We start from the raw sequence: 25,824 nt of genomic DNA, 5'->3' as shown, positions 1-25,824 counted from the left end.
CTGTAATTGAATTGAAAAATAGCGCATGAGTTGGGGGATATAGGTTCAGCCAAAATCGCTTGTAATACGTTCAAAAAGGCGTAAAATTTCTACCGCATCATCAGCGAGATGATCACATCAACAAGGTGAAAAAAATGGCAAAGAAGAAAGCTGAGCCAAAAGTTGTGATTCACAACTTCGTGGCTAAACACATGCATGAAGTCAACCAAAGCCAAGTCTTTGTAGACCGAAAGAAAAATGCAAAACGAGGCTATGACAAGCACAAAAAAGGGAGATATTCAGATGATTATCTCCCTTTTTTAATGTCCGTTCCTTGGGTTTAAAGACCTTTAAGCTGTCACAATACGTGTTGCGGATTTGACCATGTCGGCCAAACCATGGGTTTTAAAATAATATTCCATCTGACTTTTCACAATGAGTGGATTACTCATTTTCAAGGCACGCTCTAACAATTCGACCGCATCTGGCATTGGGACATGACAAATGGCTTTGCGTACACGCAGAATGTTACTTGAGCTCATTGATAGGGTATTGAAGCCCATCGCCATCAGTAAGATCGCAGACAAAGGATCGCCCGCCATTTCCCCACAAATACTGACCGGTTTGTTGTACTTATGACACTCTTTGACTAAGCGGGTGAGCGCACGTAAAACCGCAGGGTGGAAATGTGAGTAGACATTGGCGACACGTGGATTATTACGGTCAACGGCCAGTAAGTATTGTGTCAAGTCGTTTGAACCTACCGAGAAAAAGTCAACCAACTCGGCAAACTCTTCAATCTGCAATAAGACACTTGGTACTTCGACCATGATCCCGATTTTTGGCTTGGTGATTTTGACCTGTTCTTCTTCTTGTACCGCGACCCAGTCACGCTCCAGTAAATACAGCGCTTCTTCTACTTCACTGACGCTGGTCACCATCGGCAGTAGAATGTGTAGGTTATTGAGACCAATACTGGCTTTGAGCATGGCACGAATTTGTGAAGAAAAAATTTCAGGGTGGTCAAGCGTAAAGCGAATACCGCGCCAGCCGAGAGCTGAGTTTTCTTCCTCAATTGAAAAATAAGGCAAGTCCTTATCTGCACCGATATCGAGGGTACGCATCACCACAGGTTTGTTGGCAAAGTGGCTCAACTGTTGACGATAAATCGCACGCTGTTCTTCTTCACCTGGGAAGCGATCACGTAGCATGAACGGAATTTCAGAGCGATATAGACCAACACCTTTGGCACCGCGCTGTACACCACGGACCACATCAATCATCAAGCCAGTATTGACGAACAGTTTGACTGCCATACCATCAGGGGTGATGGCATCTTTAGTTTCATACTGTTTTAAATCTTTGGCAATCAGTTCTTCTTCTTTTTGAATTTCTTTATAGCGACTACGTAAACGGCGAGGTGGATTAATAAACACACGCCCTTGGTGCGCATCGACGATCATTTCCACATCATCGAGGGTATTAATCGGCAGTTCAGTCACGCCGACCACGGTTGGAATACCGAGTGCGCGCGCCACAATCACCATATGCGAGTTCATGGCACCTTCGGTGGTTACGATGGCTGCAATTTTATCGACGGGCAGTTCAACCAAGGCTGCGGTTGAGATTTCCTCACCAATCAGAATACTTTCATCGGTAAGTTCACGGTGGCTGGAGTCGGCTTCTTGCAAATAAGCCAAAATCCGTCGTCCGAGATCTTTTAAGTCCGCGGCACGTTCACGGAGATAGTCATCTTCCATCTGTTCAAACAGATCGATGTGATTATCGATGACGATACGCACCGCACCTTGTGCCCAGTTACCATCACGAATTTGTTCTTTAATTTCCGCGGGTAGTGCATTTTCATCCAACATGCGTAAGAACACGCTAAACAAGGCGCGCTCCTCCGCCATGAGGGCATCTTGCATTTTGTCATCAAGCGATTTGATTTCATCACGCACTGAGGTGAGGGCACGATCCAGCAGTTCTAATTCTTCACTGATGTCATCGGCTTCACGGTCAGGGACAGCCGCCAAATCCGCAGGGGGATAGAGAATGACAGCACGACCTAAGGCAATTCCGCCTGAACCTGGGACACCTTGGAAAGTTTTGTAGGCAGGTAGATTGCTGGGTTTACGAAATACATCGATATTGCCCACCGCATGCGCATGCGCAATAACCCCTGAAAGCTGAGCACAGAGCGTGACGAGGAAAGATTCCGCAGCTTCACTAAAGTCTTGCGACTCTTTGTTTTGCACCACAAGTACGCCCATGACTTTACGGCGGTACATGACCGGTACACCGAGGAACGAGTTATAAATTTCCTCACCTGTTTCAGGTAAGTACATAAAACGTTCATGTTTCGGTGCATTGTCAAGGTTGACGATTTCTTCACGCTGACCCACCAGACCGACCAAGCCTTCACTGGTATGCAGTGAAACATGGCCGACCGAATCGGGGTTCAAACCTTTCGATGCCATCAATAAATAACGTTGATTGCGTTCGTCGAGTAAATAGATGGAGCAAACGTCAACATGCATGGCTTCCGCCACATGGTTGACCATAATGTCGAGTGATTCATGCAAACTGGTGGACGCATTGATTTCTTGTACAATGCGTCGAAGGGTATCCAGTTGCATATTCGACATCGCGTCTACTCCAAAAATAATGTGCGTCCAACTTATTTATAACAAGAGATCCTTAAAAAATCTGTAGGACGTCTAGATTTTTTAAGGCTTTTTTTGAGGGAGCTGATTGCACAGCTCCACCATCGCTTTGCGGTATACATCGCGTTTAAAATTCACAACTTGCCCCAGCGGGTACCAATAACTGACCCACTGCCATTGGTCAAACTCAGGCGGATCAGACAAATTCAAACGAATATTCTGAGCGGGAGCAGTGAGTTTGAGTAAAAACCACTTTTGTTTTTGTCCAATACATACGGGATCGGAATCTGTACGAATGTATCGGTGCGGCAAACGATAACGCAGCCAACCTTTAGTTTGCGCTACAATTTGGACGTGTTCGGGCAGTAAGCCAACTTCTTCTCTCAGCTCACGATAAAGTGCCTGTTCAGGGGTTTCTCCATATTGGATACCTCCTTGTGGAAATTGCCAAGCATTGTGTCCAATGCGTTTTGCCCATAAAACTTGTCCAAACTCGTTTGCCAAAATGATCCCGACATTGGGTCGGAAACCTTCCGAATCGATCATTTGGCTACCTAAATATTGTGTAATTTATGACTTTGCGATCGGGGATTTTTATTTCTGTATCCAACTCGAAAAAAGCAAAGTTTAAAAATGTTAAAATTGCTATGATCTTAACGAATTTCTATCGACTAGCGGAGATAGATTTACAAATTTTTTCTTAAATTTCAGTTTTTACGAGTATTTTCATGAAATTGGCGCTATTTGATCTCGATCACACCTTGTTAAACACCGATTCAGATCATTCTTGGGGAGAGTTTTTGGTGAATGAAGGCTTGGTCGATCCAGTTCGCCATCGCGCCATGAACGATAAATTTTATGAAGACTACAAAGCAGGACAGCTCGACCCGATTGCCTATAATGAATTTGTGTTTGAATTTCTAACCCAACATGACAATACCTACCTTACTGAACTGCATGAGCTGTTCATGCACAAAGTGATTCGCCCGCAAATGCGTCCTGAAGGTTTTACAGCCATTGAAAAACACCGCGATGCTGGACATGCTTTGGTTGGCATTACCGCAACCTCTGATTTTATTACCGCACCGATTTTCCGTGAGTTTGGGATTAATGAAATTATTGCGACCAATGCTGAAGTGGTTGAGGGTAAATACACGGGCAAAGTGATCAACACGCCGTGCTATCAAAAAGGCAAATTGACGCGTTTAGATCAATGGCTTGCAGGGCGTGATGTTAGCGAGTCTTGGGCGTATTCAGATTCCATCAATGATCGCTTTTTACTTGAATATGCTGACCATGCCATTGCCGTCAATCCAGATGACCGCCTAGAAGCATTGGCTAAAGAGCAGGCATGGGAAATTCAAGACTGGTCGATTTAAGTATCTGTCTTTCTTTGTTTAAAAAGGCTGCTTTCCTTTCGGGCAGTCTTTTTTATTTAAAAGGCATCGACGTAAAAAATGAAAAGTGAGTAAAGCGATAATAAAATATCGGGCTAGAGGTAGGCTGATCTTGGAAAATTAACCAAATATGCTATGTTGAACCTTGGCTAAAACTATTTTGACTATGAAAAATTAGAACATAAGCGTGGAGAAAAATATGAGTGTACGACCAAGAATGACCCACCTGTTTGAGCAACTCGGTTTAGATGCGAGTGAAGAGGCCATCGCGTTGTTTATTGTAACGCATCAGCTCAATGCACAAACCACGATTGTTGACGCAGAGTATTGGACTGAAGCGCAACGTCAGTTTTTGGCAGAAAAAATTAAATCGGATGGTGAGTGGGCTATCATTGTAGATCAGCTGAATGAATCCCTGCATGAAGATTCACTGATTCAAAAATAAACTGAGCTTAAAGAGGCTGAGCGTCGAAGCTTTGCCTCTCTTGATAAAAATAAGATAAAAGTAGAAATTTATGTCTCTCGATCATCAAACTTTTCCTGACTCTACGTCTTTAGAACATGTCGCTTCAGTTAATCAACTAGAACAAGATCGTGCCCTGTTTGTCGGTGCGAAATATGAGTCTTACTATCAAGCTCAATTTGAAAAAATCACGCCAAAGAAACAATATGCAGGCTTTAATATTGCCGCCTTTTTCTTAGGTGTGGTCTGGTTATTTTATCGAAAAATGTACCGTTATGGCTTTATGGCCATTGGTTTAATTGTGGTCATAGGGATGGTTGAAATATTTTTGGGGATTGAAAGTTCTGGTGCAAATATTGGCTTGGCCGTAGCATTTGGAATGTTTGAGAATACCTTATACAAGCATCATGTCGATCAGCAGATTGCCAAAATTCGCCAGTTGGGAAGTGGAAACGTCCATACGGAATTAGAAAATCGTGGGGGTACAAATCTTATAGTAGGTTCGATCTTGCTGGTGATTTGGCTTGGGCTGGCTGCACTGGCTATTAGTGTTTCTTAATTCGCTTGCGCAAAATAAAAAACCATCCTTGTGGATGGTTTTTTAATGCTTGCAAAGCTTAGTTCATCATTGCAATCAGCTCTTGCACCGCACGAGATTGGGTTCTGCCTGGATGCCAAACCATACCGAGTTGACGGTTCATTTCGAACTTCACATTCAACTGCTGTAGGTCTTGGTTAATCATCGTTTTTGGAAGCACTGACCAACCCAGTCCAATCGATGCCAACATACGAATCGACTCGAGTGGATTATTGCTCATGGTGATTTTAGGTTTCAGCCCTTGTTTTTCAAACTCTGCTAGTGTGATTTGGCTGGTATAGGTTTGTGACGCAGGCAATAAACTTGGGTATTGAATCAGGTCTTCGAGTTGTAGGTTTTGCATTTGTGCCAACGGATGAAACGGTGCTGCTACAAAAACTAAAGGATCTTCCCAAATGGTGATGTACTGCAAACGTTCATCGAGTTTGGGTGGAAGCGTCAAAAAAGCCAATTCTAAGTCGCCAGCCAGTACTTTTTCATGCGCTTGCTCGGAGTCAACAAAGTGCACATCTAAGGTGACATTTGGAAAGCTTTGCACATAGCTACGTAAATGGCTCGGTAAGTGATGCAAACCAATATGATGACTGGTGCCAATTTTGAGTTTGCCTTGGACCATGCCTTGTTCATGACTCAAGGTGTGATGAATGTCACCCAGTTCATTGAGCCAGTTTTTAACTTTAGGCAGCAGTGAATGCGCGGCATGTGTGGCTTGTACACCACGACCCGCAGACTCAAACAGTTTCACACCAAAATATTCTTCTAAACTATGAATACGTTTGGTTACAGCAGGTTGCGTAATGAAGAGCTGATCTGCGGCTAAAGAAATAGAGCCGGTTTCCATGACTTTTACAAAAGCTTCGAAGGCTGCAAGATTCATAAGGATAATCTAGTTATGAAAGTATAATTAAATTATAAAATAATTTTATATGAATTGCGATCTTTAAAATGAATATAGGTTATTTGGTCTGGACTGAAATAAAAAAAGATCACTTGATGTGATCTTTTGGAGAGTTGAGAGGGCGCTTGATATAAGGGCTTAAGCAGGAATATTTTCTTCGGTAGTACAGTTCTTTTTCTCCCAAATACGTTCATGGAAAAAGAATGCGAAGGCTTGCACGGTTGGTTCTAATAAGCTGAGGGTGACCGCCATCCATAAGTTACCTGTGACAAAATAAGCCACAATCATGGCCACGGTAATGTGCATGATGTAATAGCTTAGGGTTTTTTTGAATATGCGCTGATTGTTCGCTACAAATTTCTGAATGTTCGCCATGATAAATACCCTCTCAATAATGCCTTTCATTTGTAAATAGTAATTATTATCATTAATAAAGTCAAAATGAAATTTTGATTGCTCGTGATTGGGTTTTTGAATGCAAGGCGATGCAGTCGACTGTTTGGAATATTTGACGTGAGAAAACAAGCTTCTGTAGATTTTACTCTTTAGTCTATGCATAGGTCGCTGTCTTACTATTCACATCAACGAAGCGAGCCTTAAAAAGTATTGGTCTAAATAGGGGAGATAAACCTTGCATGGCTGAGCAGAGACATATACTGCGAGGCCTACAACAGGTTGAGAAATAGGCTATAGCGCTTGAATTAAAACCAGCAGTGAGGGCTTGTAATCAAAGGGATTGAAACAAAGAGGTATGAATTTAAAATAATTCCAAAAAGTTTTTAAATTAATAAAAATGATAAATTAGATTTATGTGAAATCGTCGCTATAATCGATTTTAATGAAAGAATTACCCAGTCCAGTGGAGTCAATCGACATGGCAGGCGAAAACCAACAAGCAAAAACATTGTATGACAAATTGTGGGATGACCACTTAGTAAAACAACGCGACGATGGCTCGGCTTTACTCTATATCGACCGTCATTTATTACATGAAGTGACTTCTCCGCAAGCCTTTGAAGGTTTACAACTTGCGGGTCGTAAACCATGGCGTTTAAGTGCGAATGTGGCAACTCCTGATCATAACGTTCCAACATCGACCAAAGAGCGTTCAGAAGGAATAGCAGGTATTGAAGATGATACTTCACGTATCCAAGTTCAAACCTTAGACGACAACTGTAAAGCTTTTAATGTGGTGCAGTTCGACATTAATGATGTCCGTCAAGGTATTGCACACGTGGTCGGGCCTGAGCAAGGTTTGACTTTACCGGGTATGACTGTGGTCTGTGGAGACTCTCATACGGCAACACATGGTGCATTCGGCTGTTTGGCGCACGGGATTGGTACATCTGAAGTGGAGCATGTATTGGCAACCCAGTGCTTGGTTCAAAAGAAGATGAAAAACATGTTGGTACGTGTTGATGGTCAATTGGGTCATGGTGTAACACCGAAAGATGTAGTTTTAGCCATCATCGGTAAAATTGGTACTGCAGGCGGTACAGGTCATGCCATCGAGTTTGGTGGTCAAGTGTTCCGTGATATGTCGATCGAAGGTCGTATGACGGTGTGTAATATGGCGATTGAAGGCGGCGCACGTGTGGGTATGGTCGCTGTCGATGACAAAACCATTGCCTATGTCAAAGACCGTCCATATGCACCACAGGGCGCACAGTGGGATGCTGCGGTTGCGTATTGGAATACCTTACATTCGGATGCAGATGCGCATTTTGACACTGTAGTTGTATTGCAAGGTGAAGAGATTGAGCCACAAGTGTCTTGGGGTACATCGCCTGAAATGGTGATTCCAGTGACTCAAGCTGTACCAACTTTAGAACAAGCCAAAGATGAAGTGCAACGCAATGATTGGACGCGTGCTTATAACTACATGGGTTTAACCGCAGGTCAGGCGTTGGCAGATATTCAGTTAGACCGTGTTTTTATTGGTTCATGTACCAACTCTCGAATTGAAGATATTCGTGCCGCGGCTGAAGTTGCCAAAGGCAAAAAAGTGGCAAGTACGATTAAACAAGCCATGGTGGTTCCAGGGTCTGGTTTAGTCAAAGCGCAAGCAGAAGCCGAAGGCTTAGACAAAGTTTTGATTGAAGCGGGCTTTGAATGGCGTGAGCCAGGTTGTTCAATGTGTTTAGCCATGAATGCAGACAAATTACAACCCGGTGAGCACTGTGCATCGACCTCTAACCGTAACTTCGAAGGTCGTCAGGGCAATGGTGGTCGCACGCACTTGGTGAGCCCAGCGATGGCAGCGGCAGCAGCGATTGCAGGTCATTTTGTCGATGTACGTTCATTTTAATTCGGGCTTGGGAGCATAGACATGAAAAAATATACCGTTGAACAGGGTATCGTTGCACCTTTAGACCGTGCCAATGTCGATACAGACTTGATCATTCCAAAACAATTTTTGAAATCCATTAAACGCACGGGTTTTGGTGAAAACTTATTTGATGAATTACGTTATTTAGATGAAGGTTTTTTGGGACAAGACAATTCTAAACGTCCTAAAAACCCTGATTTTGCATTGAATCAGCCACGTTACCAAGGTGCGAGCATCTTAATTTCTCGTGCGAACTTTGGTTGTGGTTCAAGCCGCGAACATGCGCCGTGGGCATTGGAAGAATATGGTTTCCGTACTGTGATTGCACCCAGCTATGCCGACATTTTCTTTAATAATAGTTTCAAAAATGGCATGTTGCCTGTGATTTTGTCTGAAGAAATTGTTGACCAACTTTTCAAAGAATGTGCAGCAACAGAAGGCTATCAGCTGACGATTGATTTGGATGTGCAAGAAGTGCGTACACCATCGGGTGAAGCCTTCACATTTGAAGTCGATCCATTTCGTAAGCACTGTTTGTTAAATGGTTTGGATGATATTGGTTTAACTTTACAGGTTGCAGATGACATCAAAGCCTATGAAGAAAAGACCAAAGCATCACGTCCGTGGGTGTTTGCTGAAATTCATGCTTAATTGAAAATTCGATGCATCTAGTGCTTGGGGCCATCTCTTGTTAATATCGAGCAAAAGAATTTTAAACGTTTTGCTACTGGTAAAGGTTGGGCTTGAACAATGGTGACGAGTTACAGTCGTATCGCTCTACTGGCGTTGGTGGGAACATTAACTGCCTGCCAAAGCATGAATACGGCAAGCATAAAGCGGATTCAGGATACCCCAGCGAGTAAAAATAATGCGCAGCTTTACTGTACTGGTACAGTGAACTGCGAATTTGAACGATGGAATCAGATCAAAATTGTGGATGCGGACAATCATCGTGTCAGCCGTGAGGCTATTCGAGAGAAGGTTGTGCGGTTAAAACGAGATGATTTGAATGAAGCGAATGCCTTGTTTCTGTCAGTGCCAGCGGGGCAACATGAACTGGTGATTCGCTTCTATCCCGTTTCGGTCGATCGCGCTGAAACGCTGCATGTCATTCATCGTTTTAAGCCTGCGGAACGCTACACCTTTAGGATGTTCCGTGCGCGCAGTCGACATCAGGGAAGTTTGTTGAATATGTCTGCACCTGACCCTTTATGTGTCGATTTAAAGCAAAACCAAAGAACAATTCGTCGTTTTTGCAAACCTTACAATGTCTTAAATGGCTTGGGCGAGTTTGTAGAACAAAAACTTTAATCGTGTGAGTCAGCACTCACCAACAATGGAATATTTCATGTCTAAACATATTTTGATTTTGGCTGGTGACGGCATTGGTCCTGAAATTGTAAAAGCCGCAGAACAGGTACTTACACGAGTCAATGATCAATTCAATTTAGGTTTAACGTGGGAACAGGGCCTACTCGGTGGGGCTGCCATAGATGCACACGGTTCACCTTATCCAGATGTGACCGCAGCACAAGCTAAAAATGCAGATGCAATTTTACTTGGTGCGGTAGGTGGTCCGAAGTGGGACAACATTGAGCGTTCGATCCGTCCAGAGCGTGGTTTGTTAAAAATTCGTAGTGAATTGAATTTATTCGCGAACTTACGTCCAGCTATTTTGTATCCGCAATTGGCAGATGCATCAAGCTTAAAGCCTGAAATTGTAGCAGGTCTTGATATTCTTATCGTTCGTGAATTAACTGGCGGGATTTATTTCGGTCAGCCACGGGGGATTCGTGAACTTGAGAATGGTGAAAAACAAGGTTTTAACACCGACGTTTATGCTGAGTCTGAAATTAAGCGTATTGCGAAAGTGGCTTTTGAAATGGCTGGTTTACGTGGTGGCAAAGTCTGTTCGGTTGATAAAGCCAACGTCCTTGAAGTGACGGAGCTTTGGAAACAAACCGTAACGGCGATGAAAGAAGCTGACTATCCAAACATTAACTTGTCGCATATGTATGTCGATAATGCTGCAATGCAATTGGTGCGAGCGCCTAAACAGTTTGACGTGATTGTGACAGGTAACTTATTTGGTGACATCTTGTCTGATGAAGCCGCGATGTTGACAGGTTCAATTGGGATGTTGCCATCAGCATCCTTAGATGAAAATGCGAAAGGGATGTATGAGCCATGTCATGGTTCGGCGCCCGATATCGCAGGACAAAATATTGCCAACCCATTAGCCACTATTCTTTCAGTAGCTATGATGTTGCGATATACCTTCCGTGAAGAAGCTGCTGCTCAAGCGATTGAAGATGCAGTAGGCAATGTCCTAGATCAAGGCTTGCGTACCGCTGATATCATGTCTGAAGGCATGAGCAAAGTGGGTACTGCGGAAATGGGGCAGGCAGTTGTGGCTGCGCTGAACTAAGCCAAAAGCAATTTGAAAACGCAGCCATCCGCTGCGTTTTTTTATGCCTAAAATTTAATAACTTTTGCAGGCTTTACCTCGATATTGAATTGATTGAGCAATATTATCTTTTAACAAGAAGTGGACTTGGCACTCTAACTGAACATCATAAAATGGCGTATGTGTGGGAATAGGAATCGCACCGACACTGCTGTCGCTACGCATAGTGGGCATAGGGGTTGGAATTTGAATCCGCCTGACAATGGTGTAACTCAGTTGGTTTGGTGTTTGAATCGGCGCACCTAAAGTTTCATAACCGAGTTGACGTAAGTCGAGTTCGCGCCGAATGCTCGATACATCTTGGCCGATATATTGTTCTAAATAGTCGGGGAGCGCAATTTTAGCGGGTGAAACGACGGTCTGGTGTTGCATTGGAGAGCTGCTGCAAGCTTGAAGCAGTAGAAAGCAGATGGAACTAAAAAAACTGACAATAAAGGGCTTCATGATCATCCCCTAAGCAGAGAAAGACCCTTTTAGTATTGTATATCTGAACGTTCGTTTGAGTATGTTTCGAGTAATTTGAGATAAACGGTATGTAGGCGACTCAAAATGACGCAGCCGTTAACACGCCTTGCCGATCTAGTGAATAGATTCCACAAGATCATCATGCAGTCTGAACTCAATGTTACATTTCATTTCAATATTCAGGCTACCGCTGGAAGGTGTCGGAATGGGTGCACCCATATTGACACTGGTTCCAATATTGGGGGTTACCATCGGAATAGGCATATTACGTAACAGAGTTTAGGTCAGTTTCTCTGGGGTATATACAGGAGCACCGAGCACTTTATAACCCATGCTATTGAGGTTGAGTTAATTTTGAACTTGATTTGACGATTGGCCAATATAGTGTTGTAAGGTTTGCTTGAGCTGAGTTTGACTTGTTGTAGCACAAGCAACACAGAGTATTGGAAACAGTAAAATAGCGAGCTTCGTTGAAGCCGTCTTCATTATTGTTTTGGCGTATTGAGTTATTATTGCATTTAACTATAGTTTGATTTTTGGTTTAAATACAGTCGATGTATAACGTTTAGTCTGAGCGCAGACATTAAAAAAGCCACTTAAAAAGTGGCTTTTTCGCTTCGCTAAAACTTAGCGCGCACGATAAGTGATACGACCCTTAGACAAATCATAAGGTGTCATTTCTACTTTAACACTGTCGCCAGTCAAAATACGAATATAGTGTTTACGCATTTTACCAGAGATGTGAGCAATCACTTCATGACCGTTTTCTAAACGTACACGAAACATAGTATTAGGAAGCGTCTCGGTGACAACGCCTTCGAACTCGATGAGTTCCTCTTTATTGGCCATAGCCTACCTGAATGAATAAATTGGAAAGGCGCAAATTATAGTCAATTTTTTTGCATAAAACAAGGCGGAATGGGCGGTTGCCTGATCATCTGTCAGTAAAATAAGCGAACAAGCGGAATAAATATTTTCAACAAAAAAACTGTATAAGTTGTTGTCAGTTCGGTCAATCGCAGTTAATCTAATTTTAATGTTTTATGTATAAATGAAGAACATACAAGGAAGGTTCTAGCGTGGGTCAGCTAACGGATGCATCGGTTGTATTGCGATTAGGCTACCAAGCGATTCGTCGTTCAGGGTTGCCAACAGAAGAAATTTTAACAAAGGCTGGTGTTGCATTAAATCAGATGGAAACCAATGAGCGTACGCCTTTGAGCGCACAATACGCTTTTTGGGTGGCGGCAGAAGAGGTGAGCCGCGATCCAGACATTGGTCTACATTTGGGTGAAAATCTGCCTTTATACCGTGGCCAAGTGATTGAGCATTTGTTTATTTCATCCGAAAACTTTGGTGAGGGCTTGAAGCGTGCTTTGGCTTATCAGCGATTGATCAGTGATGCCTTTCATGCCAAGTTGGTGGTTGAAGATGACCGCTGTTATTTGACCAATGGGGAACAACCTTGGGCTGAAAATTTAGTCAATCGACATTTTTCTGAATGTGCGATGTCCGGTATTTTACGGTTCTTTAAATTTATTACTGAAGGGCGCTTTGAACCGATCTATATTGATTTTAACTTCAGTAAAGGCGCGTTTGATGATGAGTATTTTCGCGTATATGAGTGCCCTGTTAGTTTAGGGCAAAAAGAAACCCGCTTATATTTTGACCCAAGTATTTTGGCTTATCCGTTGTGGCAAGCGGAACCTGAATTATTGCAACTGCATGAGCAGTTAGCGATTGAAAAACTTCAAGAATTAGCCCGTTATGATTTGGTGGGTGAAGTCCGTCGTGCGATAGGTTCAACCCTAGAAAGTGGTGAAACCACACTTGAAACAGTGGCTTCACAGCTCAGTATTACCCCAAGGCGTTTACGCACACAACTTAGTGAGGCGAATACCAGCTTCCAGCAAATTTTGTCTGATTATCGCTGTCGTTTGGCGAAAAAACTTTTGGCCAATACGGCTGAAAGTGTAGAGCGTATCGTGTATTTGACTGGCTTTTCTGAGCCAAGTACCTTCTATCGTGCATTTAAACGCTGGACCAATGAAACCCCAGTGGAATATCGCAAGCGTAAGCAGCGTTAAGAAATCCCTCCTAACCTCCCTTTATAAAAGGGAGGAATTTCTCCCCTCCTTTGAAAAAGCAGGCGGGGAGGGATTCAAAAATAAATTATTCAGGCATATTTAGCCAATGTGGCCCAAGTGGCTGCTTAGGTAATTCAAACTGTGCTGGATAGTCGGCATGAATGAAATACAGCCCATCAGGAGGTGCAGTAATGCCTGCAGCTTTGCGGTCTTCTGCTGCGAAAATCGCCTCAATATGTTCGACTTCATACAGACCTTGACCAATTTCAAGTAAGCAGCCCATGATATTGCGGACCATATGGTGTAAGAAGCCATCGGCCTGAATGTCGAGTACCAAATATGGACCATGTTGAATTAAGCGACAATGGCTGACATGGCGCACAGGTTGATTGGATTGGCATGCGGCTGCACGGAAGCTTTCAAAGTTATGCGTGCCTTCGAACTTTTGAGCAGCTTGCATCATCTTCGCTACATCTAGCGCATAATAGGCATGTGTGACTTGTTTATGCATAAGAGCAGGGCGTTGCGGGTGGTTATAAACGACATAACGATAACGACGTGCCTGCGCTTTGAAGCGTGCATGAAAGTCTTGATCCATCGCTTTGATCCACTGGATCGAGATATCTTTTGGCAGTTGGCTGTTGCTGCCCATCAACCAACCGCGCTCTGAACGAAGTGCAGAGCTATCAAAATGCGCCACCATGTTGGTGGCATGGACGCCCGCATCGGTACGACCTGCACCGTGTAAGCTAATCGGTTCATTGGCAATTTTAGAGAGTACTTTTTCTATCGTCTCTTGTACGCTGATCACACCTGTTTGCTGGGTTTGCCAACCACGATAGTGTGTTCCACAAAACTCAATGCCGATCGCAAAACGTTGCATATGTACCTCAAATTAACCCAAATCATGCCAATGGCTGAAGCGTGCTTCAGCGCTGGGGTATTGTAAATACATTTTAAGGGCTTTGGCATACAGATCTGCATGCCCGAGGCAATCACTGACAATTATTTTGGCCTGAGTTGTCCACGCGGCAACGGCATAGCGCTGATCAGTACGGCCGAAAGGGACTTGGGTGCTTAAGATAGCAACACAGCCTTGTGCGTAAAATTCATCGAAAAGTGCTATTAGCTCGGCATTCACAGCTAAATTACCCGTTCCAAAACCTTGCAAAATGAGGAAATGTGGCGGCGCAGAGAGCAAATTTCGCAAGTTTTGTACTTGCTGCACCAAGGCAACAGGTTGCATCATCAGGTTGAGGCAATTGAACTGGTGGGATTGTTCTACATCACCTGTTTGTACTATGTGCGTTTTTAAGCTGTGTGGAATCGGCTGTTCAGCCATGACACCTGTAAAAGCATCCAGTTCTGTAGTATGTCGTTTTAGCGCAGTCTGCGCATGCAATACCTGTTGATGAAAAGCCAGATACACTCCGACAGGATGTTTCATCACCGCATCTAAGGCAAAATTCAAATTACTGATCGCATCGCTAAATTCACGCGTATCTGTGCCTTGTACATTAAGTAATGGATATTGGCTACCTGTGAAAACCACACGTGCGGAATCTGCAATAAAGTGTGCCGCGACAGCACTGGCATAGCTTAAGGTATCTGTGCCATGAATAACGACAAAATGCTGGAATTGTTGCAGTTGCAATTGTTGAATCTGCTGAATCAGCAATAACCAGTCTGCAGCCGTACAGGCGCTACTGTCTTTAATGACAGGTGCAATAAAACATTCAATGTCGAGATGAATCGGCAAGACATGTGTGAGCTTGGGAATAAAGTCTTCGGCAGGCATTGGTTGTAAGGGTTCGCCAATACAGCCAAAGGTTCCACCCATATAGATAAGCGCAATTTTTTTCATTATAAAAAAAGCAGTCGGTGATGACTGCTTTAGTTTAAAACGAAATGGCTTAGGATGCTATGCGACTCAGCAACTGTTCGACTTGCTGACGTTGTTCCGTAGAGTAATTTGGTTCTTGTTCAACCAAAATTTCACGTGCAGCTTCGAAAGCGCCAAGTTGAATGTATTGCTCAGCCAATTCAAGGTTTAAGTGTATTTCATTGACTTCGCTCAGTTGAGGGAAAGACTGTACCAGAGGATCGCTTTGATCCACCGTATTGGCAGGTGCAGTAGACTCTAGACTAAAACTGAGGTTTGGCGTAACAACTGCTGGTGTTTCTTCTACTATCGCTTCGCTTGGACTAACCGTATCGAAAGAAAAAGCAGGGATGTCTTTTGCCGCTTCAGCCGTAGATTCGCTTGAAAAATCAAATGTAAATTCAGGACGCTCATCTACAGCAGGCGGCGAAATTTCTGCTTCTGGCGTTGTTGTCGGCGCTGTGTCGAGATTGAATGAAAAATCTAAAGGTTGGATGTCGGCTGTAGCAGTTTCTGCTGGTTGAGCAGGCGTGCTTTCTAAAGAGAGTGAACCGAAATCGAGTGGTTTAAGTTCTTCAGCAGGTTTGGCTGGTTCTGCTGTTGGTGTATTTAAACTAGAGATATCAAATTCTAAGCTTTGAACTTCTATGCTCGGTTCAGGTTGAGCCGGTGTTGTGGTGGTAAATGCTGAGGTATCAAAATCAAGCGGTTTAATGTCTTGAACAGGTTCAACAACAGAAGCCTGCACAGGAGCGGGAGCAGGATTATTTGATGACATCAGGGCATCAAAGTCAGCAGTATTGGTTGCTTCTACAGGTTTTGGTGCAGATGGTGCAATTTCAGTTGGTTTAAACTCAATCGTGTCACGGCTATTTTGATGTAATTGATCGTAATCCGATTTTTTGGCTTCTGCTTGCGCCAAAATATCATCCAGTTCTAAAGAACGTAAATGATTCAGCAATTGGCTGATGGCAAACTCATCTTTTTGGAGCAAGTGAATATCGAGCAGCAGTAAATATAATTCGTGTTGTGAATTGTCTTTATTTAGGGCTTGGTTGATTTGTGCTTCAGCTGAGAAGAAATTGCGGTCGCGAATTTGACCTTCAATTTTATTACGTAGATCTGTAGCGAGTGGTGTCGTGGCTTTTTTAGCAACAACATCTTCAACGACTTGAGTTTGTTGCGGGGATTTTTTAGACGAACTGGTTTTTTTGGCTTTATTTTTTGCAGCAACCGCTTTTTGAGTTTTTGGTTCTGCTTCTTTACTCGCCTCACGCTTTTTTAAGACTATGGCAACAACCAATAGTAAGATAAATGGAATCACATAAATAAGCATGTTTTACCCCTTTTGAACTTGTCTTTGTGCAAGTTCATCCAAAATCAAATAATCAAAATAACACTTTAGTGTGTTGGCTTTTTCTCAGTTTGTTGTGCTTTCAATTGTTGTTGCAATTGTGCAAGACGAGCGTTTAGTAATTGAATTCTCTGATCTTTCTGATTAAGTGCCACTTCTAATTGTGTTACGTTTCTCTGTAATTTAACGGTTTTTTCACGGGATGTCATAACTTTTAATGACAACTCGTTTGATGTTTGATTCTTTTCTGTCGACTTCTTGGCAGAACCATGACTTGAATCTTGCTCTTTCTCTGCAACCAAACTCATCTCGGCTTGATTGAGGCGGTATTTCGCCTTGCCGAATTGCTGTGAGCTTTGTTTTGGAAGTGATGAAACGGAGACTTTTTGCTCTGATTTGGCTGTTTGCAGACCCGTTAAATTGAGGTTAGCACCACGACGTAAGCGGTTTACGTCACCTTGAATAAAGGCATGTTCATTCTTGGCTTTAATTTGTTGCATGACTTCACCGACAGGACGGTTTTCTTCAGCAGCAATACGCGATGCAATACCCCATAGAGATTCATTTGACCGAACTACATGGGCACTTTGAGGTGCGGCTTGGCGTGCAGTAGTTGCAGGGGCAGCAGGTGTTATTTTTGCTGTCGATGGACTAGTTTTTGGGCTAGCCTGTGCAGAAATGGGTGCATCTGATTTTTGAACTGAATCGGCATACTTTTGAACCAACGGATCTGCCGATTTTTTCGCTTGAGTAATAGGTTCAACACGTGGAGCTGATGTTTGAGCAGCTGCTGCAATTTGCGTAGAGGCTACTGAAATAACTTGCGTTGGCGCTGTAATAGAGGTCGCACTCATGCTTGGTGGGGTATGTTTATTGAGTTTGAGGGGTGTGGTATTTGTCGTCGGCGCAGCTGTTGTTTTTAAGCTATTGAATTGTGTGCTGACAGGTAAGTTTAGCGCAATATCTTTTTCGTTGACAATCACCACCGGTTTTAAGGCTTTTTCATTATTATTCGTACGGGCTTGAAGTGCTGGCGAGCGTTTATTGGCTGTTTTAATATGTTGTAGCCGTGCCGCATTGCCTTCTTTGATTTTGACGACAATGTTCAGTTCCGCTTCAGTTAAAGGGCGTGAAGAAGTAATCGTAATCACACCTGTACTGGCGCTGGTACGACGGGTAAAAAAGTTCAGATTACTGGGCGGCTGATGCATGACACCAAGAGACATCAAATCTTCTGCGCTGGCTAGACTGGCTTGAATGGGAGCATTCGGATCGGCATCGTGAAAGTTCAATTCTGCATACAACAGTTCCCCAGGTGCAGACTGAATTTGAATAGGATCAATAGTGATCGCATTCACATTTTGCGAAGCAATAATGGCTAAAATGGCTATCTTTAATTTGTTATTTACGGTCATCTTAATCTTTAGCTCGGTCACAGATCGCAAAGCGAAAATTATAGATTAGCGAGTTGTGTGTTATTTGTAAAACGTTAACATTGAGGTTACAAAAAAAAGCCGATCAAATGTGATCGGCTTAATACTTTAGCGGGTAAATGCTTAAGTATTTTTGTAGTCAATCAGGATACGGAGCATACGACGTAAGGGTTCCGCAGCACCCCAAAGCAATTGATCACCGACAGTGAAAGCACCTAAGTACTCTTTGCCCATATTCAATTTGCGTAGACGACCAACAGGAACAGTTAATGTGCCTGTTACAGCCACAGGTGTTAAGTCCGTCATAGACGCTTCACGGGTATTTGGAACCACTTTTGCCCATTGGTTCGCGCTACGTAACATATCTTCGATTTCATCGAGAGGCACGTCTTTCTTCAGCTTCAAAGTTAAAGCTTGAGAGTGACAACGCATCGCACCAATACGCACACAATGACCGTCAATCGGAACGATTTGCTGGTTGCCCAAGATCTTGTTGGTTTCAACTTGACCTTTCCATTCTTCTTTCGACTGACCGCTGTCTAATTGTTTGTCGATATAAGGAATGAGTGAGCCTGCTAATGGCACGCCAAAGTTTGCTGAAGGGAAAACTTCGCCACGTTGTAATTCCGCAATTTTAGAGTCGATATCTAGAATTGGAGAGCGTGGGTCATCTAACAAATCTTTGGTGTTGTTGTACAAATAGCCCATACCAGAGATGAGTTCACGCATATTTTGCGCACCAGCACCCGATGCTGCTTGATAAGTCATCGAGGTTGCCCATTCCACTAAATTGTTTTGGAATAAGCCGCCTAAGCCCATCAGCATCAGTGAAACTGTACAGTTACCGCCCACGAATGTTTTGGTACCGTTCACTAAACCATCTTTAATCACGTTCATGTTGACAGGGTCAAGTACGATGATGGCTTCATCTTCCATACGAAGTGTAGATGCCGCATCAATCCAATAGCCTGTCCAGTTTTCTGCTTTGAGCTTCGGGAAAACTTCTGAGGTATAGTCGCCGCCTTGGCAGGTAATAATGACATCCATTTGCTTCAGACTGTTAATGTCTGATGCATCCATAAGTGCTGGGGCAGTTTTACCGCCAAACGCAGGCGCTTCACCGCCTGCATTACTGGTAGAGAAATAAAATGGCTCAAAATGAGCAAAATCATTCTCTTCAACCATACGTTGCATTAGGACGGAACCAACCATCCCGCGCCAACCGACCAGACCTACTTTCATGTCACTTTGCCTCGGTGCGTTAAAAATTAAAAGGGGATTCGAGTGTATCAAAAGAGCGCTTAACTGCAAGCACTACACAATGAAAACAGCAATTATATTGTGCAATATATCTTGTTTATGTTACATGCAAAATTGATATTAATTTATGAATCTACAAAAAATTAAGAATATAAGAGTGGGTATCTATGATCTGGGTTGAGTTGCTGGCATGTGTTGTGATTTGGTTAAGCTTCTGGTCACTGATTCCACGAGATGAATGGTGGTTTCGAGGCGCAGATTTTCCACGCTTACAGATTTTGGCATTGGGATTGATTGCATTTATCTTGATGTTGCTTTGGGATGCACCTTGGAATTGGGTGCGTGAAGTCATTTTGCTGGGGTTAATTGCGGCAGTGTCGTACCAACTCAAAATGGTGTTGCCTTATACCTTTGTATGGAAAAAGCAGGTGAAAACGGTTGCTAAAACAGAGTTACAGCCAGAACGTCAGATTTCTTTAATTGTGTCGAATGTACTAACGCCCAATACTCAATATTACTTATTGCTGCAACAGATTCACCAGCATCAACCGGACTTGATTTTGACTTTAGAGTCGGATGCACATTGGGAACAAGCCTTGAGTGAACTGGAAGATGACTATCCCTATCGGGTTGCAGTGCCTTTGGATAATCTGTATGGCATGCACTTGTATAGTCGTTTAGCGCTTAAAGATATTGACGTTAAGTTTATTTTGAGCGATGAAATTCCTTCGATTCATGCCACAGTCATCTTAAGGTCAGGACAACCAGTGCAACTGTACTGCTTACACCCGAAACCGCCAAGTCCGACCGAAGCCAAAGACTCTACTTTACGTGATGCTGAATTATTGATAGTCGGGGATCAGATTAAAGATTTGGATGAGAGCTGCATTGTGATGGGGGATTTGAATGATGTGGCATGGTCGCGCACGACACAACTTTTTCAACGGATCAGTGGGCTGCTAGACCCTCGCGTAGGACGGCATTTTGTCAATACTTTTCATGCTGACTATCCTTTGTTGCGCTGGTCACTGGATCATGTTTTTCACAGTACGGATTTTGCCTTAGTGCAGATGCAACGTTTAGCACATATTGGTTCAGATCATTTCCCTGTATATGTGGTGCTTCAAACCGGTCGGGTATTTGAGAAAGTACAAGAAGAGCTGGAACAAACCGAAGCCGATGAGCAAGAAGCGCAAGAGGCGATTGAAGATGGAATTGAGAAAGCGGAACGAGAAGGTAAGCAGGTTACAGATAAAATTGCCAAAGATTACCAGTAAATATAGGGGCGCGCGGATTTCATCAGTGTAGGATATGGCTTACAGGGATTTGGGAATCTGACGAATGGTTAGTCATTTGGTATGCCCGTATTCTAGTCTCATCAGCAGATGGAGCGGGAATGGATCATCCCAGTATGGAAGTTGAAGCTGATGGAAATCATCATGGATATGATGTAGGTATGGAATGCCACCGAATAAAACAAGAATAACGTTGAAAGCACAACCTCATGTACCCGAGTTTTGCAGGACGCAGAACTCGGGTTCTACTTTTTTTAATCAGCCCTTTTTGTTAAGAATAAATCTTGTCATAGCCTGCAGGGCGAGTTTTAAAGCGACGGTGGAACCACATATATTGAGTCGGAGCAATACGGAGTTGATTTTCAATAATTTGATTCACGCGTGTCGCATCATCGACTTCATCTTCACTGGGTAAGTTTTCCACCGCAGGTTCAATCAACACTTTGTATTGTGGGTTTTTAATATCACCATCACGATAAAAATACAGAGGAATGGCTGCGGCTTTGGTCATTTTCAATAAACGACGGTGTGCTGTAACGGTCGCTGCGGGAACGCCAAAAAATGGCGCCATAACACCTTGTTTTAAGCCAAAGTCTTGATCTGGACTATACCAAATGGCATGGACATTTTTTAAGTTGCGGACCAAACCACGCATGTCATCATGATCAATTTGATGTGCATAAATGGTGGCGCGGCAGCGGTAGATGAGCATATCCAGCAGTGGATTATTTTGTGGGCGATACACCACATCTGGTTCAAAATACTGTGCGCATAGATAACCACCCGCATCGAGCAAAGTAGAGTGGGTTCCTAAAAGCAGTGCGCCTTTACCTTCTGCTTGTGCTTTTTGAATATGTTCTAAACCTTCAATACTGACACGGCCAGTAAACCACTTTGGGCTATACCACGCATTCAGCGTTTCAAAGACCCCCAGCATTTGATCGACAAAAACTAAACGGGCATTTTCAAGGACTTCTTGGGCCGACCATTCAGGGAAACACACCTCCAGATTACGAACGGTGGTTTTACGTCGCGACTTCAAATATTTAAAGCTGAGGTTACCTAAGAGGGTTGCCAGTCGGTGTTGAATTGCCCATGGAAGAATCGCCAATATCATGAGAAAGACGATACCAATCCAAACGCCCCAATATTTGGGATGCAGAAAAGACCACTGAAATTCACCGGGTTGATAGTCTGGCTTCGAACTCATAAATTGCGATAAAGGCTGAAAAAAGAATGTTTCGAGTTTAGCATGAAGCAAGAATGAAGATGCAATCTTCACCATGAACCTATTGTACAAGACCTTCTCATATCAAGTTGTGATAGTTTTTATGAGGTGGGCGAAGAAGATGTATTCATGCTCAGTGGAGAACATGGTCTAAACATCTCGCACCATTTGTTTTGTTTTAATTTGGGTGAAATTCACAATACTAAGAAGAAAGATAAGAATAGGGGGTAAAAATGCTAAAAAACATTATCAGTTGCGGTGTGCTATTCATTTCTTTAACGGGCTGTGTCTATAGTCCATATGATGATTATAATCATTATTATCACGGGTTTGGTTGGACAGGGTATGTACCCTTTCCACTAGAAGACCATCGTCCACCACCTAATGGTCATGGCGGTGGACATCCAGGGGGGGCAACATCCTGATCATATCCATCCAGGAGGAGGGCAGCCTGGTGGAGGTGGGTCGCATCCAGGAGGTAGTCATTCAGGTGGTGGTGGAATTCATCCTGGCGGGGGAGGGATACATCCAGGTGGAGGTGGGCATCGTCAGCCACGTTAAATAAAAAAACTCCGCGTGGCGCGGAGTTTTTTTTATGGAGTTTACGAAAAATTATTTGGTTAAATTTTCCAGTTCTTCCCAACGTTCCAGTTTTTCCAGCAATAGCTCATCAATTTCAGTCAAACGATTCGACAACGTCATCGCCTTGTCTGCATCTGAAATAAATAATGAACCATCTGCAAGTGAGGCATTGATTTTCGCTTGCTCTTTTTCCAGTGCTTCCATTTCGGCAGGCAATTGTTCAAGCGCACGTTGATCTTTATAGCTGAGTTTGACTTTTTTAGCAGGTGCTGCGTTCGCTTCAGCTTTCGCCGCTGCTTTTTTCACAGCACTTTTTTGGTCAACCGCAGTTTGGTCTGGTCGCTGTTGTAAGTAATCTTGGTAACCACCGATGTATTCATCGATATTGCCTTTACCATCAAACACCCAAGTTGAGGTGACCACGTTATCCATAAAGGCACGGTCATGCGAAATAAGCAGTAAAGTGCCTTTGTAGTCGGACAACATTTCTTCTAGCAGCTCTAGTGTCACCATATCCAAGTCATTGGTGGGTTCGTCCATCACGATTAAGTTAGATGGCTTAAGTAGTAACTTGGCTAAAAGAATACGGTTACGCTCACCGCCTGAAAGAGCTTTGACTGGTGTACGCACACGTTCTGGTGAGAACAAGAAATCTTGCAAATAGCTGTAAATGTGACGACGGTTGCCATTCACATCGACATGGTCAGAACCTTCTGACACGTTATCTTTGACAGATTTTTCAAGGTCGAGAGCATTACGTAATTGGTCGAAGTAAGCTACTTCCAATTGTGTGCCAGTTTTCACCGTACCCGTATGTTCTTGTTCACCTAAAATGGCTTTAATGAGGGTGGTTTTACCGACACCGTTGTCACCAACAAGACCAATACGGTCACCACGGAGCACCAATGCAGAGAAATCTTTGATGATTGGTGCATCATGACCAAAGCGAACACTTAAGTTTTCAATTTCAAAGACCACTTTACCTGAACGGCTAGCATCTTGTGTCGCCATGCTGACTTTACCTTGCTGTGAGCGACGCGCTTTCGACTGTTCACGTAGTTCTTTTAAGGCACGTACACGACCTTCATTACGCGTACGACGCGCTTTAATGCCTTGGCGAATCCACACTTCTTCTTCAGCCAGGCGTTTGTCAAACAGTGCATTCTGCTTTTCTTCGGCTTCCATTTGCTGTGCTTTCAGCTCGAGGTAACGTGAGTAGTTACCTTCATAGCTGCGCAGGGTGCCGCGGTCGAGTTCAACAATTCGAGTCGCAATGCTGTCCACAAATGAACGGTCATGTGAGATGAACAGTAAAGTTAAATTATTTTGATCGAGTAAAAACTTCTCGAGCCATTCAATACTTTCAACGTCCAAATGGTTGGTTGGTTCGTCCAGTAATAGCACATCGGGTTGGGTAAGAAGCGCACGAGCAAGCAGCACACGACGCTTACGACCACCCGATAAATCGGCCAAATCGGCATCTGGGTCTAGGCCCATTTTACTTAAAATAGAATTGACTTTGGTTTCTAAAGCCCAGCCATCTAACTGATCTAGTTTGTGTTGCAAGTTACCCATGCGGTCACACGCTTCCATGTCTCCAAGTACACAAGCATCACTGGCTTCATGATAGGCTCTGAGTACATCTGCTGCTTCACCTGCACCGTCTGCCACGATATCCGCCACTTTGCCCGAGTCCATCGGCACGTCTTGCGCCAACATCGAAATGGTAATGCCATTCTGTAGAGAAACTTCGCCAGAATCGGGTAATAAACTTCCCTCGATCAGTTTAAGTAAAGTAGACTTACCTTCACCATTACGACCAATTAAACACACTCGTTCACCGCGCTCCAATGAAAAGTTCGCGCCGTCGAGCAAGGCAGGTCCACCAAACGCAAGTTGGACATCCCTTAAAGTAATATAGGCCATAATGTTTCCTGAAAAATCTCAAATGAGGACTTGAAGTGTCTAAACAACAAAATATTGATAATCAAGCGCCATTGTCCGCACCCATTGAAGATTTGCAAGTCCGAATTGCATTTTTAGATGATTTAGTTGAGCAACTCAATGAACAATTGGTGATTCAAGGACTGGAAATTGCTGATTTAAAAAAACAAATGCAAATTTTGTATCAACGTGTTGAATCTTCAGATTTGTCCGATGGAATTGCGACATTTGACCCGATGGCCGATCGTCCACCACATTATTAAGTTCATTTGCTGTCTGGGGCTAAAAAATGCTGTGATGTGGGTTGTGGATATTGCTGATCCTTGTCTCTTTTTTTGTTTTACCCAACTCAAAGCCCAATTTGACTGACGAAATCATTTGACCTTTGATGCAGTTCCTACTCTAATACCCGCTTTCTGGTGCATCCCATAAAAACTGTCCTATGACTCAAAAAGTTGTTCTTCTTGACCTTGAAAATAATGTTCCGACGGCCAAATTGTTGCGCGAGATTGTGGAGCATTATCCGACTTTGTATTTGTTTCATTGCCAAGGTCAATTTGAGTATGCATTGCAAGATTTGACGGAACTGGCTGCTTGGATCAGTAGTGGTCAAGTGGTGATTTTAGACACGCCCAAAGCCGAGCAAAAAGAGTTCGAATATGCCGTGGTGGTGGGGCAGTTAATGGCTTTGCTTGAGCCAGATACGCAGGTTGAAATTATCTCTGCGGTCAATACAGCAGAAATACTTTTGGACTTAATGCAATCTTCGCATATTCAGAGCAATTTGATCCTCATTCAGTCTGAAGCGTTACCAAGTCAACGTCATCTTCCCAGTTTAGACAGCATCAAAAATCAGCCTTATTTAAAAATGGTCAAAAAATATTGTGATGCTTTGGGTAAAATGTCAGGTAAGCCTAACACATTGGACGGTCTAAAAAATTCAATAAGTAATATTTTGCAACTCGTACCTGAAAAGACGCAGCGGGTGGTGGGGATGTTGATTAATCTCAAAATCATCAAACGCTATGATGAGCAGATTCGCTTTCGTAAAAAAGTGTTGAAGCAGTGGTTGGCACTGAATTTAGATGAACAAGACTCAATTTCACAGCCGCAAAGCATGCAGCAAGCGCTACAGCAACTGCAAAAAGACAGTGGGGTAGATGTGCTTGAACCAACTGCAGATACGCAGTCCGCGCAACAAGAGTTGTTTAAAAACTTTGCACAGATTGACCCTGTACAGCTTGAGGTCGCACGAAAACTGCGCGAGTTAAAAACCAATAAACCCAAAGATATCTATGCACTACGTGATTTGCTTGAGCAAATGTTTCCGAAGTCAGATGTGCGTATGTTACTGAAAGAGTTACTCGATAAAGGCTATATTTACTGGAATGGACATGAAGTTCTATATAGTCATGAAATGTTCTTAAATTAATTTTATCGTTCAAACTTGCGTTTTATATTGTGCTTATGCAACTCTAATAAAGGAATAAAAAGGTT

General features: G+C 43.2%; 26 protein-coding genes. 13 read left to right on the top strand and 13 right to left on the bottom strand.

Annotated elements, in window-relative coordinates; all coding sequences use genetic code 11:
• Positions 1-134 precede the first annotated feature (134 nt).
• Positions 135-323: a DUF7230 family protein gene (locus tag ACSC9N_RS15015; protein ID WP_010325835.1), complete on the top strand. Its 189-nt coding sequence runs from the start codon at positions 135-137 to the stop codon at positions 321-323.
• 6 nt (positions 324-329) lie between these two features.
• Here the strand turns inward: ACSC9N_RS15015 and ptsP are convergent, their stop codons facing one another.
• A complete protein-coding gene (gene ptsP, locus ACSC9N_RS15010) occupies positions 330-2,627 on the bottom strand; it encodes a phosphoenolpyruvate--protein phosphotransferase (RefSeq protein WP_010325836.1) in 2,298 nt (765 codons plus the stop codon).
• A gap of 81 nt (positions 2,628-2,708) precedes the next feature.
• Positions 2,709-3,191 (bottom strand): RNA pyrophosphohydrolase, encoded by a 483-nt coding sequence (locus ACSC9N_RS15005; RefSeq protein WP_004692547.1) that lies wholly within the window; start codon positions 3,189-3,191, stop codon positions 2,709-2,711.
• Positions 3,192-3,373: 182 nt separating this feature from the next.
• On the opposite strand from ACSC9N_RS15005, the gene ACSC9N_RS15000 reads away from it, so the two are divergent.
• From ACSC9N_RS15000 to ACSC9N_RS14990, 3 genes are all read left to right on the top strand, one after another.
• The gene (locus ACSC9N_RS15000; RefSeq protein ID WP_010325837.1) at positions 3,374-4,024 is read left to right on the top strand and encodes an HAD family hydrolase; all 651 of its coding nucleotides are present in this window, start codon (positions 3,374-3,376) and stop codon (positions 4,022-4,024) included.
• Positions 4,025-4,241: 217 nt separating this feature from the next.
• Positions 4,242-4,487, top strand: a complete 246-nt coding sequence (locus ACSC9N_RS14995) for a DUF2789 family protein (protein ID WP_004978928.1) — start codon at positions 4,242-4,244, stop codon at positions 4,485-4,487.
• A gap of 70 nt (positions 4,488-4,557) precedes the next feature.
• On the top strand, positions 4,558-5,064 hold the full coding sequence (locus ACSC9N_RS14990) for a DUF2628 domain-containing protein (RefSeq protein ID WP_010325839.1): 507 nt from the start codon (positions 4,558-4,560) through the stop codon (positions 5,062-5,064).
• A gap of 58 nt (positions 5,065-5,122) precedes the next feature.
• On the opposite strand, the gene ACSC9N_RS14985 is transcribed toward ACSC9N_RS14990, so the two are convergent.
• Together ACSC9N_RS14985 and ACSC9N_RS14980 are read right to left on the bottom strand one after the other, a co-directional pair.
• Positions 5,123-5,980, bottom strand: coding sequence for a LysR family transcriptional regulator (locus tag ACSC9N_RS14985; RefSeq protein WP_010325840.1), 858 nt, complete (start codon positions 5,978-5,980; stop codon positions 5,123-5,125).
• Between the two features lie 159 nt (positions 5,981-6,139).
• Complete coding sequence (locus ACSC9N_RS14980; protein ID WP_010325841.1) at positions 6,140-6,376, bottom strand: DUF2061 domain-containing protein; 237 nt, start codon at positions 6,374-6,376, stop codon at positions 6,140-6,142.
• 499 nt (positions 6,377-6,875) lie between these two features.
• Between ACSC9N_RS14980 and leuC the strand changes: the two genes are divergently transcribed.
• From leuC to leuB, 4 genes are all read left to right on the top strand, one after another.
• Entirely contained in the window at positions 6,876-8,309 is a 1,434-nt protein-coding gene (gene leuC / locus ACSC9N_RS14975) for a 3-isopropylmalate dehydratase large subunit (RefSeq protein ID WP_010325842.1), read from the top strand.
• A 21-nt stretch (positions 8,310-8,330) separates the two neighbouring features.
• Complete coding sequence (gene leuD, locus ACSC9N_RS14970; protein ID WP_010325843.1) at positions 8,331-8,981, top strand: 3-isopropylmalate dehydratase small subunit; 651 nt, start codon at positions 8,331-8,333, stop codon at positions 8,979-8,981.
• Between the two features lie 99 nt (positions 8,982-9,080).
• Positions 9,081-9,641 (top strand): hypothetical protein, encoded by a 561-nt coding sequence (locus ACSC9N_RS14965; protein WP_010325844.1) that lies wholly within the window; start codon positions 9,081-9,083, stop codon positions 9,639-9,641.
• A gap of 37 nt (positions 9,642-9,678) precedes the next feature.
• Positions 9,679-10,758 carry a 3-isopropylmalate dehydrogenase gene (gene leuB / locus ACSC9N_RS14960; protein WP_010325845.1) on the top strand — a complete coding sequence of 360 codons (1,080 nt, stop codon included), beginning with the start codon at positions 9,679-9,681 and terminating at the stop codon, positions 10,756-10,758.
• A 54-nt stretch (positions 10,759-10,812) separates the two neighbouring features.
• Here leuB and ACSC9N_RS14955 read toward each other — a convergent pair whose 3' ends face one another.
• Positions 10,813-11,169 (bottom strand): hypothetical protein, encoded by a 357-nt coding sequence (locus ACSC9N_RS14955; protein ID WP_228141074.1) that lies wholly within the window; start codon positions 11,167-11,169, stop codon positions 10,813-10,815.
• A gap of 720 nt (positions 11,170-11,889) precedes the next feature.
• Entirely contained in the window at positions 11,890-12,111 is a 222-nt protein-coding gene (gene infA / locus ACSC9N_RS14950; protein ID WP_004692529.1) for a translation initiation factor IF-1, read from the bottom strand.
• A 230-nt stretch (positions 12,112-12,341) separates the two neighbouring features.
• Between infA and ACSC9N_RS14945 the strand changes: the two genes are divergently transcribed.
• On the top strand, positions 12,342-13,349 hold the full coding sequence (locus ACSC9N_RS14945) for an AraC family transcriptional regulator (protein WP_004692528.1): 1,008 nt from the start codon (positions 12,342-12,344) through the stop codon (positions 13,347-13,349).
• 85 nt (positions 13,350-13,434) lie between these two features.
• On the opposite strand, the gene truA is transcribed toward ACSC9N_RS14945, so the two are convergent.
• From truA to asd, 5 genes are all read right to left on the bottom strand, one after another.
• Positions 13,435-14,232 (bottom strand): tRNA pseudouridine(38-40) synthase TruA, encoded by a 798-nt coding sequence (gene truA / locus ACSC9N_RS14940; protein WP_010325847.1) that lies wholly within the window; start codon positions 14,230-14,232, stop codon positions 13,435-13,437.
• A 12-nt stretch (positions 14,233-14,244) separates the two neighbouring features.
• Positions 14,245-15,213 carry an asparaginase gene (locus tag ACSC9N_RS14935; RefSeq protein ID WP_010325848.1) on the bottom strand — a complete coding sequence of 323 codons (969 nt, stop codon included), beginning with the start codon at positions 15,211-15,213 and terminating at the stop codon, positions 14,245-14,247.
• 49 nt (positions 15,214-15,262) lie between these two features.
• Positions 15,263-16,567: a hypothetical protein gene (locus ACSC9N_RS14930; RefSeq protein ID WP_058952351.1), complete on the bottom strand. Its 1,305-nt coding sequence runs from the start codon at positions 16,565-16,567 to the stop codon at positions 15,263-15,265.
• A 65-nt stretch (positions 16,568-16,632) separates the two neighbouring features.
• Positions 16,633-18,000: a type IV pilus assembly protein FimV gene (locus tag ACSC9N_RS14925; protein WP_395474908.1), complete on the bottom strand. Its 1,368-nt coding sequence runs from the start codon at positions 17,998-18,000 to the stop codon at positions 16,633-16,635.
• Positions 18,001-18,141: 141 nt separating this feature from the next.
• The gene (asd, locus tag ACSC9N_RS14920) at positions 18,142-19,260 is read right to left on the bottom strand and encodes an aspartate-semialdehyde dehydrogenase (protein WP_130235087.1); all 1,119 of its coding nucleotides are present in this window, start codon (positions 19,258-19,260) and stop codon (positions 18,142-18,144) included.
• A gap of 185 nt (positions 19,261-19,445) precedes the next feature.
• Here asd and ACSC9N_RS14915 point away from each other — a divergent pair, with 185 nt between their 5' ends.
• Entirely contained in the window at positions 19,446-20,555 is a 1,110-nt protein-coding gene (locus ACSC9N_RS14915) for an endonuclease/exonuclease/phosphatase family protein (protein ID WP_010325851.1), read from the top strand.
• 289 nt (positions 20,556-20,844) lie between these two features.
• Here ACSC9N_RS14915 and ACSC9N_RS14910 read toward each other — a convergent pair whose 3' ends face one another.
• Positions 20,845-21,783, bottom strand: coding sequence for an LpxL/LpxP family acyltransferase (locus tag ACSC9N_RS14910; protein ID WP_010325852.1), 939 nt, complete (start codon positions 21,781-21,783; stop codon positions 20,845-20,847).
• Between the two features lie 251 nt (positions 21,784-22,034).
• Between ACSC9N_RS14910 and ACSC9N_RS14905 the strand changes: the two genes are divergently transcribed.
• Complete coding sequence (locus tag ACSC9N_RS14905; protein ID WP_228127591.1) at positions 22,035-22,226, top strand: hypothetical protein; 192 nt, start codon at positions 22,035-22,037, stop codon at positions 22,224-22,226.
• A gap of 187 nt (positions 22,227-22,413) precedes the next feature.
• Here the strand turns inward: ACSC9N_RS14905 and ACSC9N_RS14900 are convergent, their stop codons facing one another.
• Complete coding sequence (locus ACSC9N_RS14900) at positions 22,414-24,309, bottom strand: ATP-binding cassette domain-containing protein (protein WP_010325854.1); 1,896 nt, start codon at positions 24,307-24,309, stop codon at positions 22,414-22,416.
• A 35-nt stretch (positions 24,310-24,344) separates the two neighbouring features.
• On the opposite strand from ACSC9N_RS14900, the gene ACSC9N_RS14895 reads away from it, so the two are divergent.
• Together ACSC9N_RS14895 and ACSC9N_RS14890 are read left to right on the top strand one after the other, a co-directional pair.
• Positions 24,345-24,590, top strand: a complete 246-nt coding sequence (locus ACSC9N_RS14895; protein ID WP_004692513.1) for a SlyX family protein — start codon at positions 24,345-24,347, stop codon at positions 24,588-24,590.
• A gap of 179 nt (positions 24,591-24,769) precedes the next feature.
• A complete protein-coding gene (locus ACSC9N_RS14890; protein WP_010325855.1) occupies positions 24,770-25,759 on the top strand; it encodes a hypothetical protein in 990 nt (329 codons plus the stop codon).
• The last annotated feature ends 65 nt before the right edge of the window (positions 25,760-25,824 follow it).

Source organism: Acinetobacter sp. PC34 (genome assembly GCF_051789135.1).
Lineage (GTDB): Bacteria > Pseudomonadota > Gammaproteobacteria > Pseudomonadales > Moraxellaceae > Acinetobacter > Acinetobacter johnsonii.
Note: the sequence above shows the minus strand (reverse complement) of the source record. Positions and strands in the feature narration are given on the sequence as shown.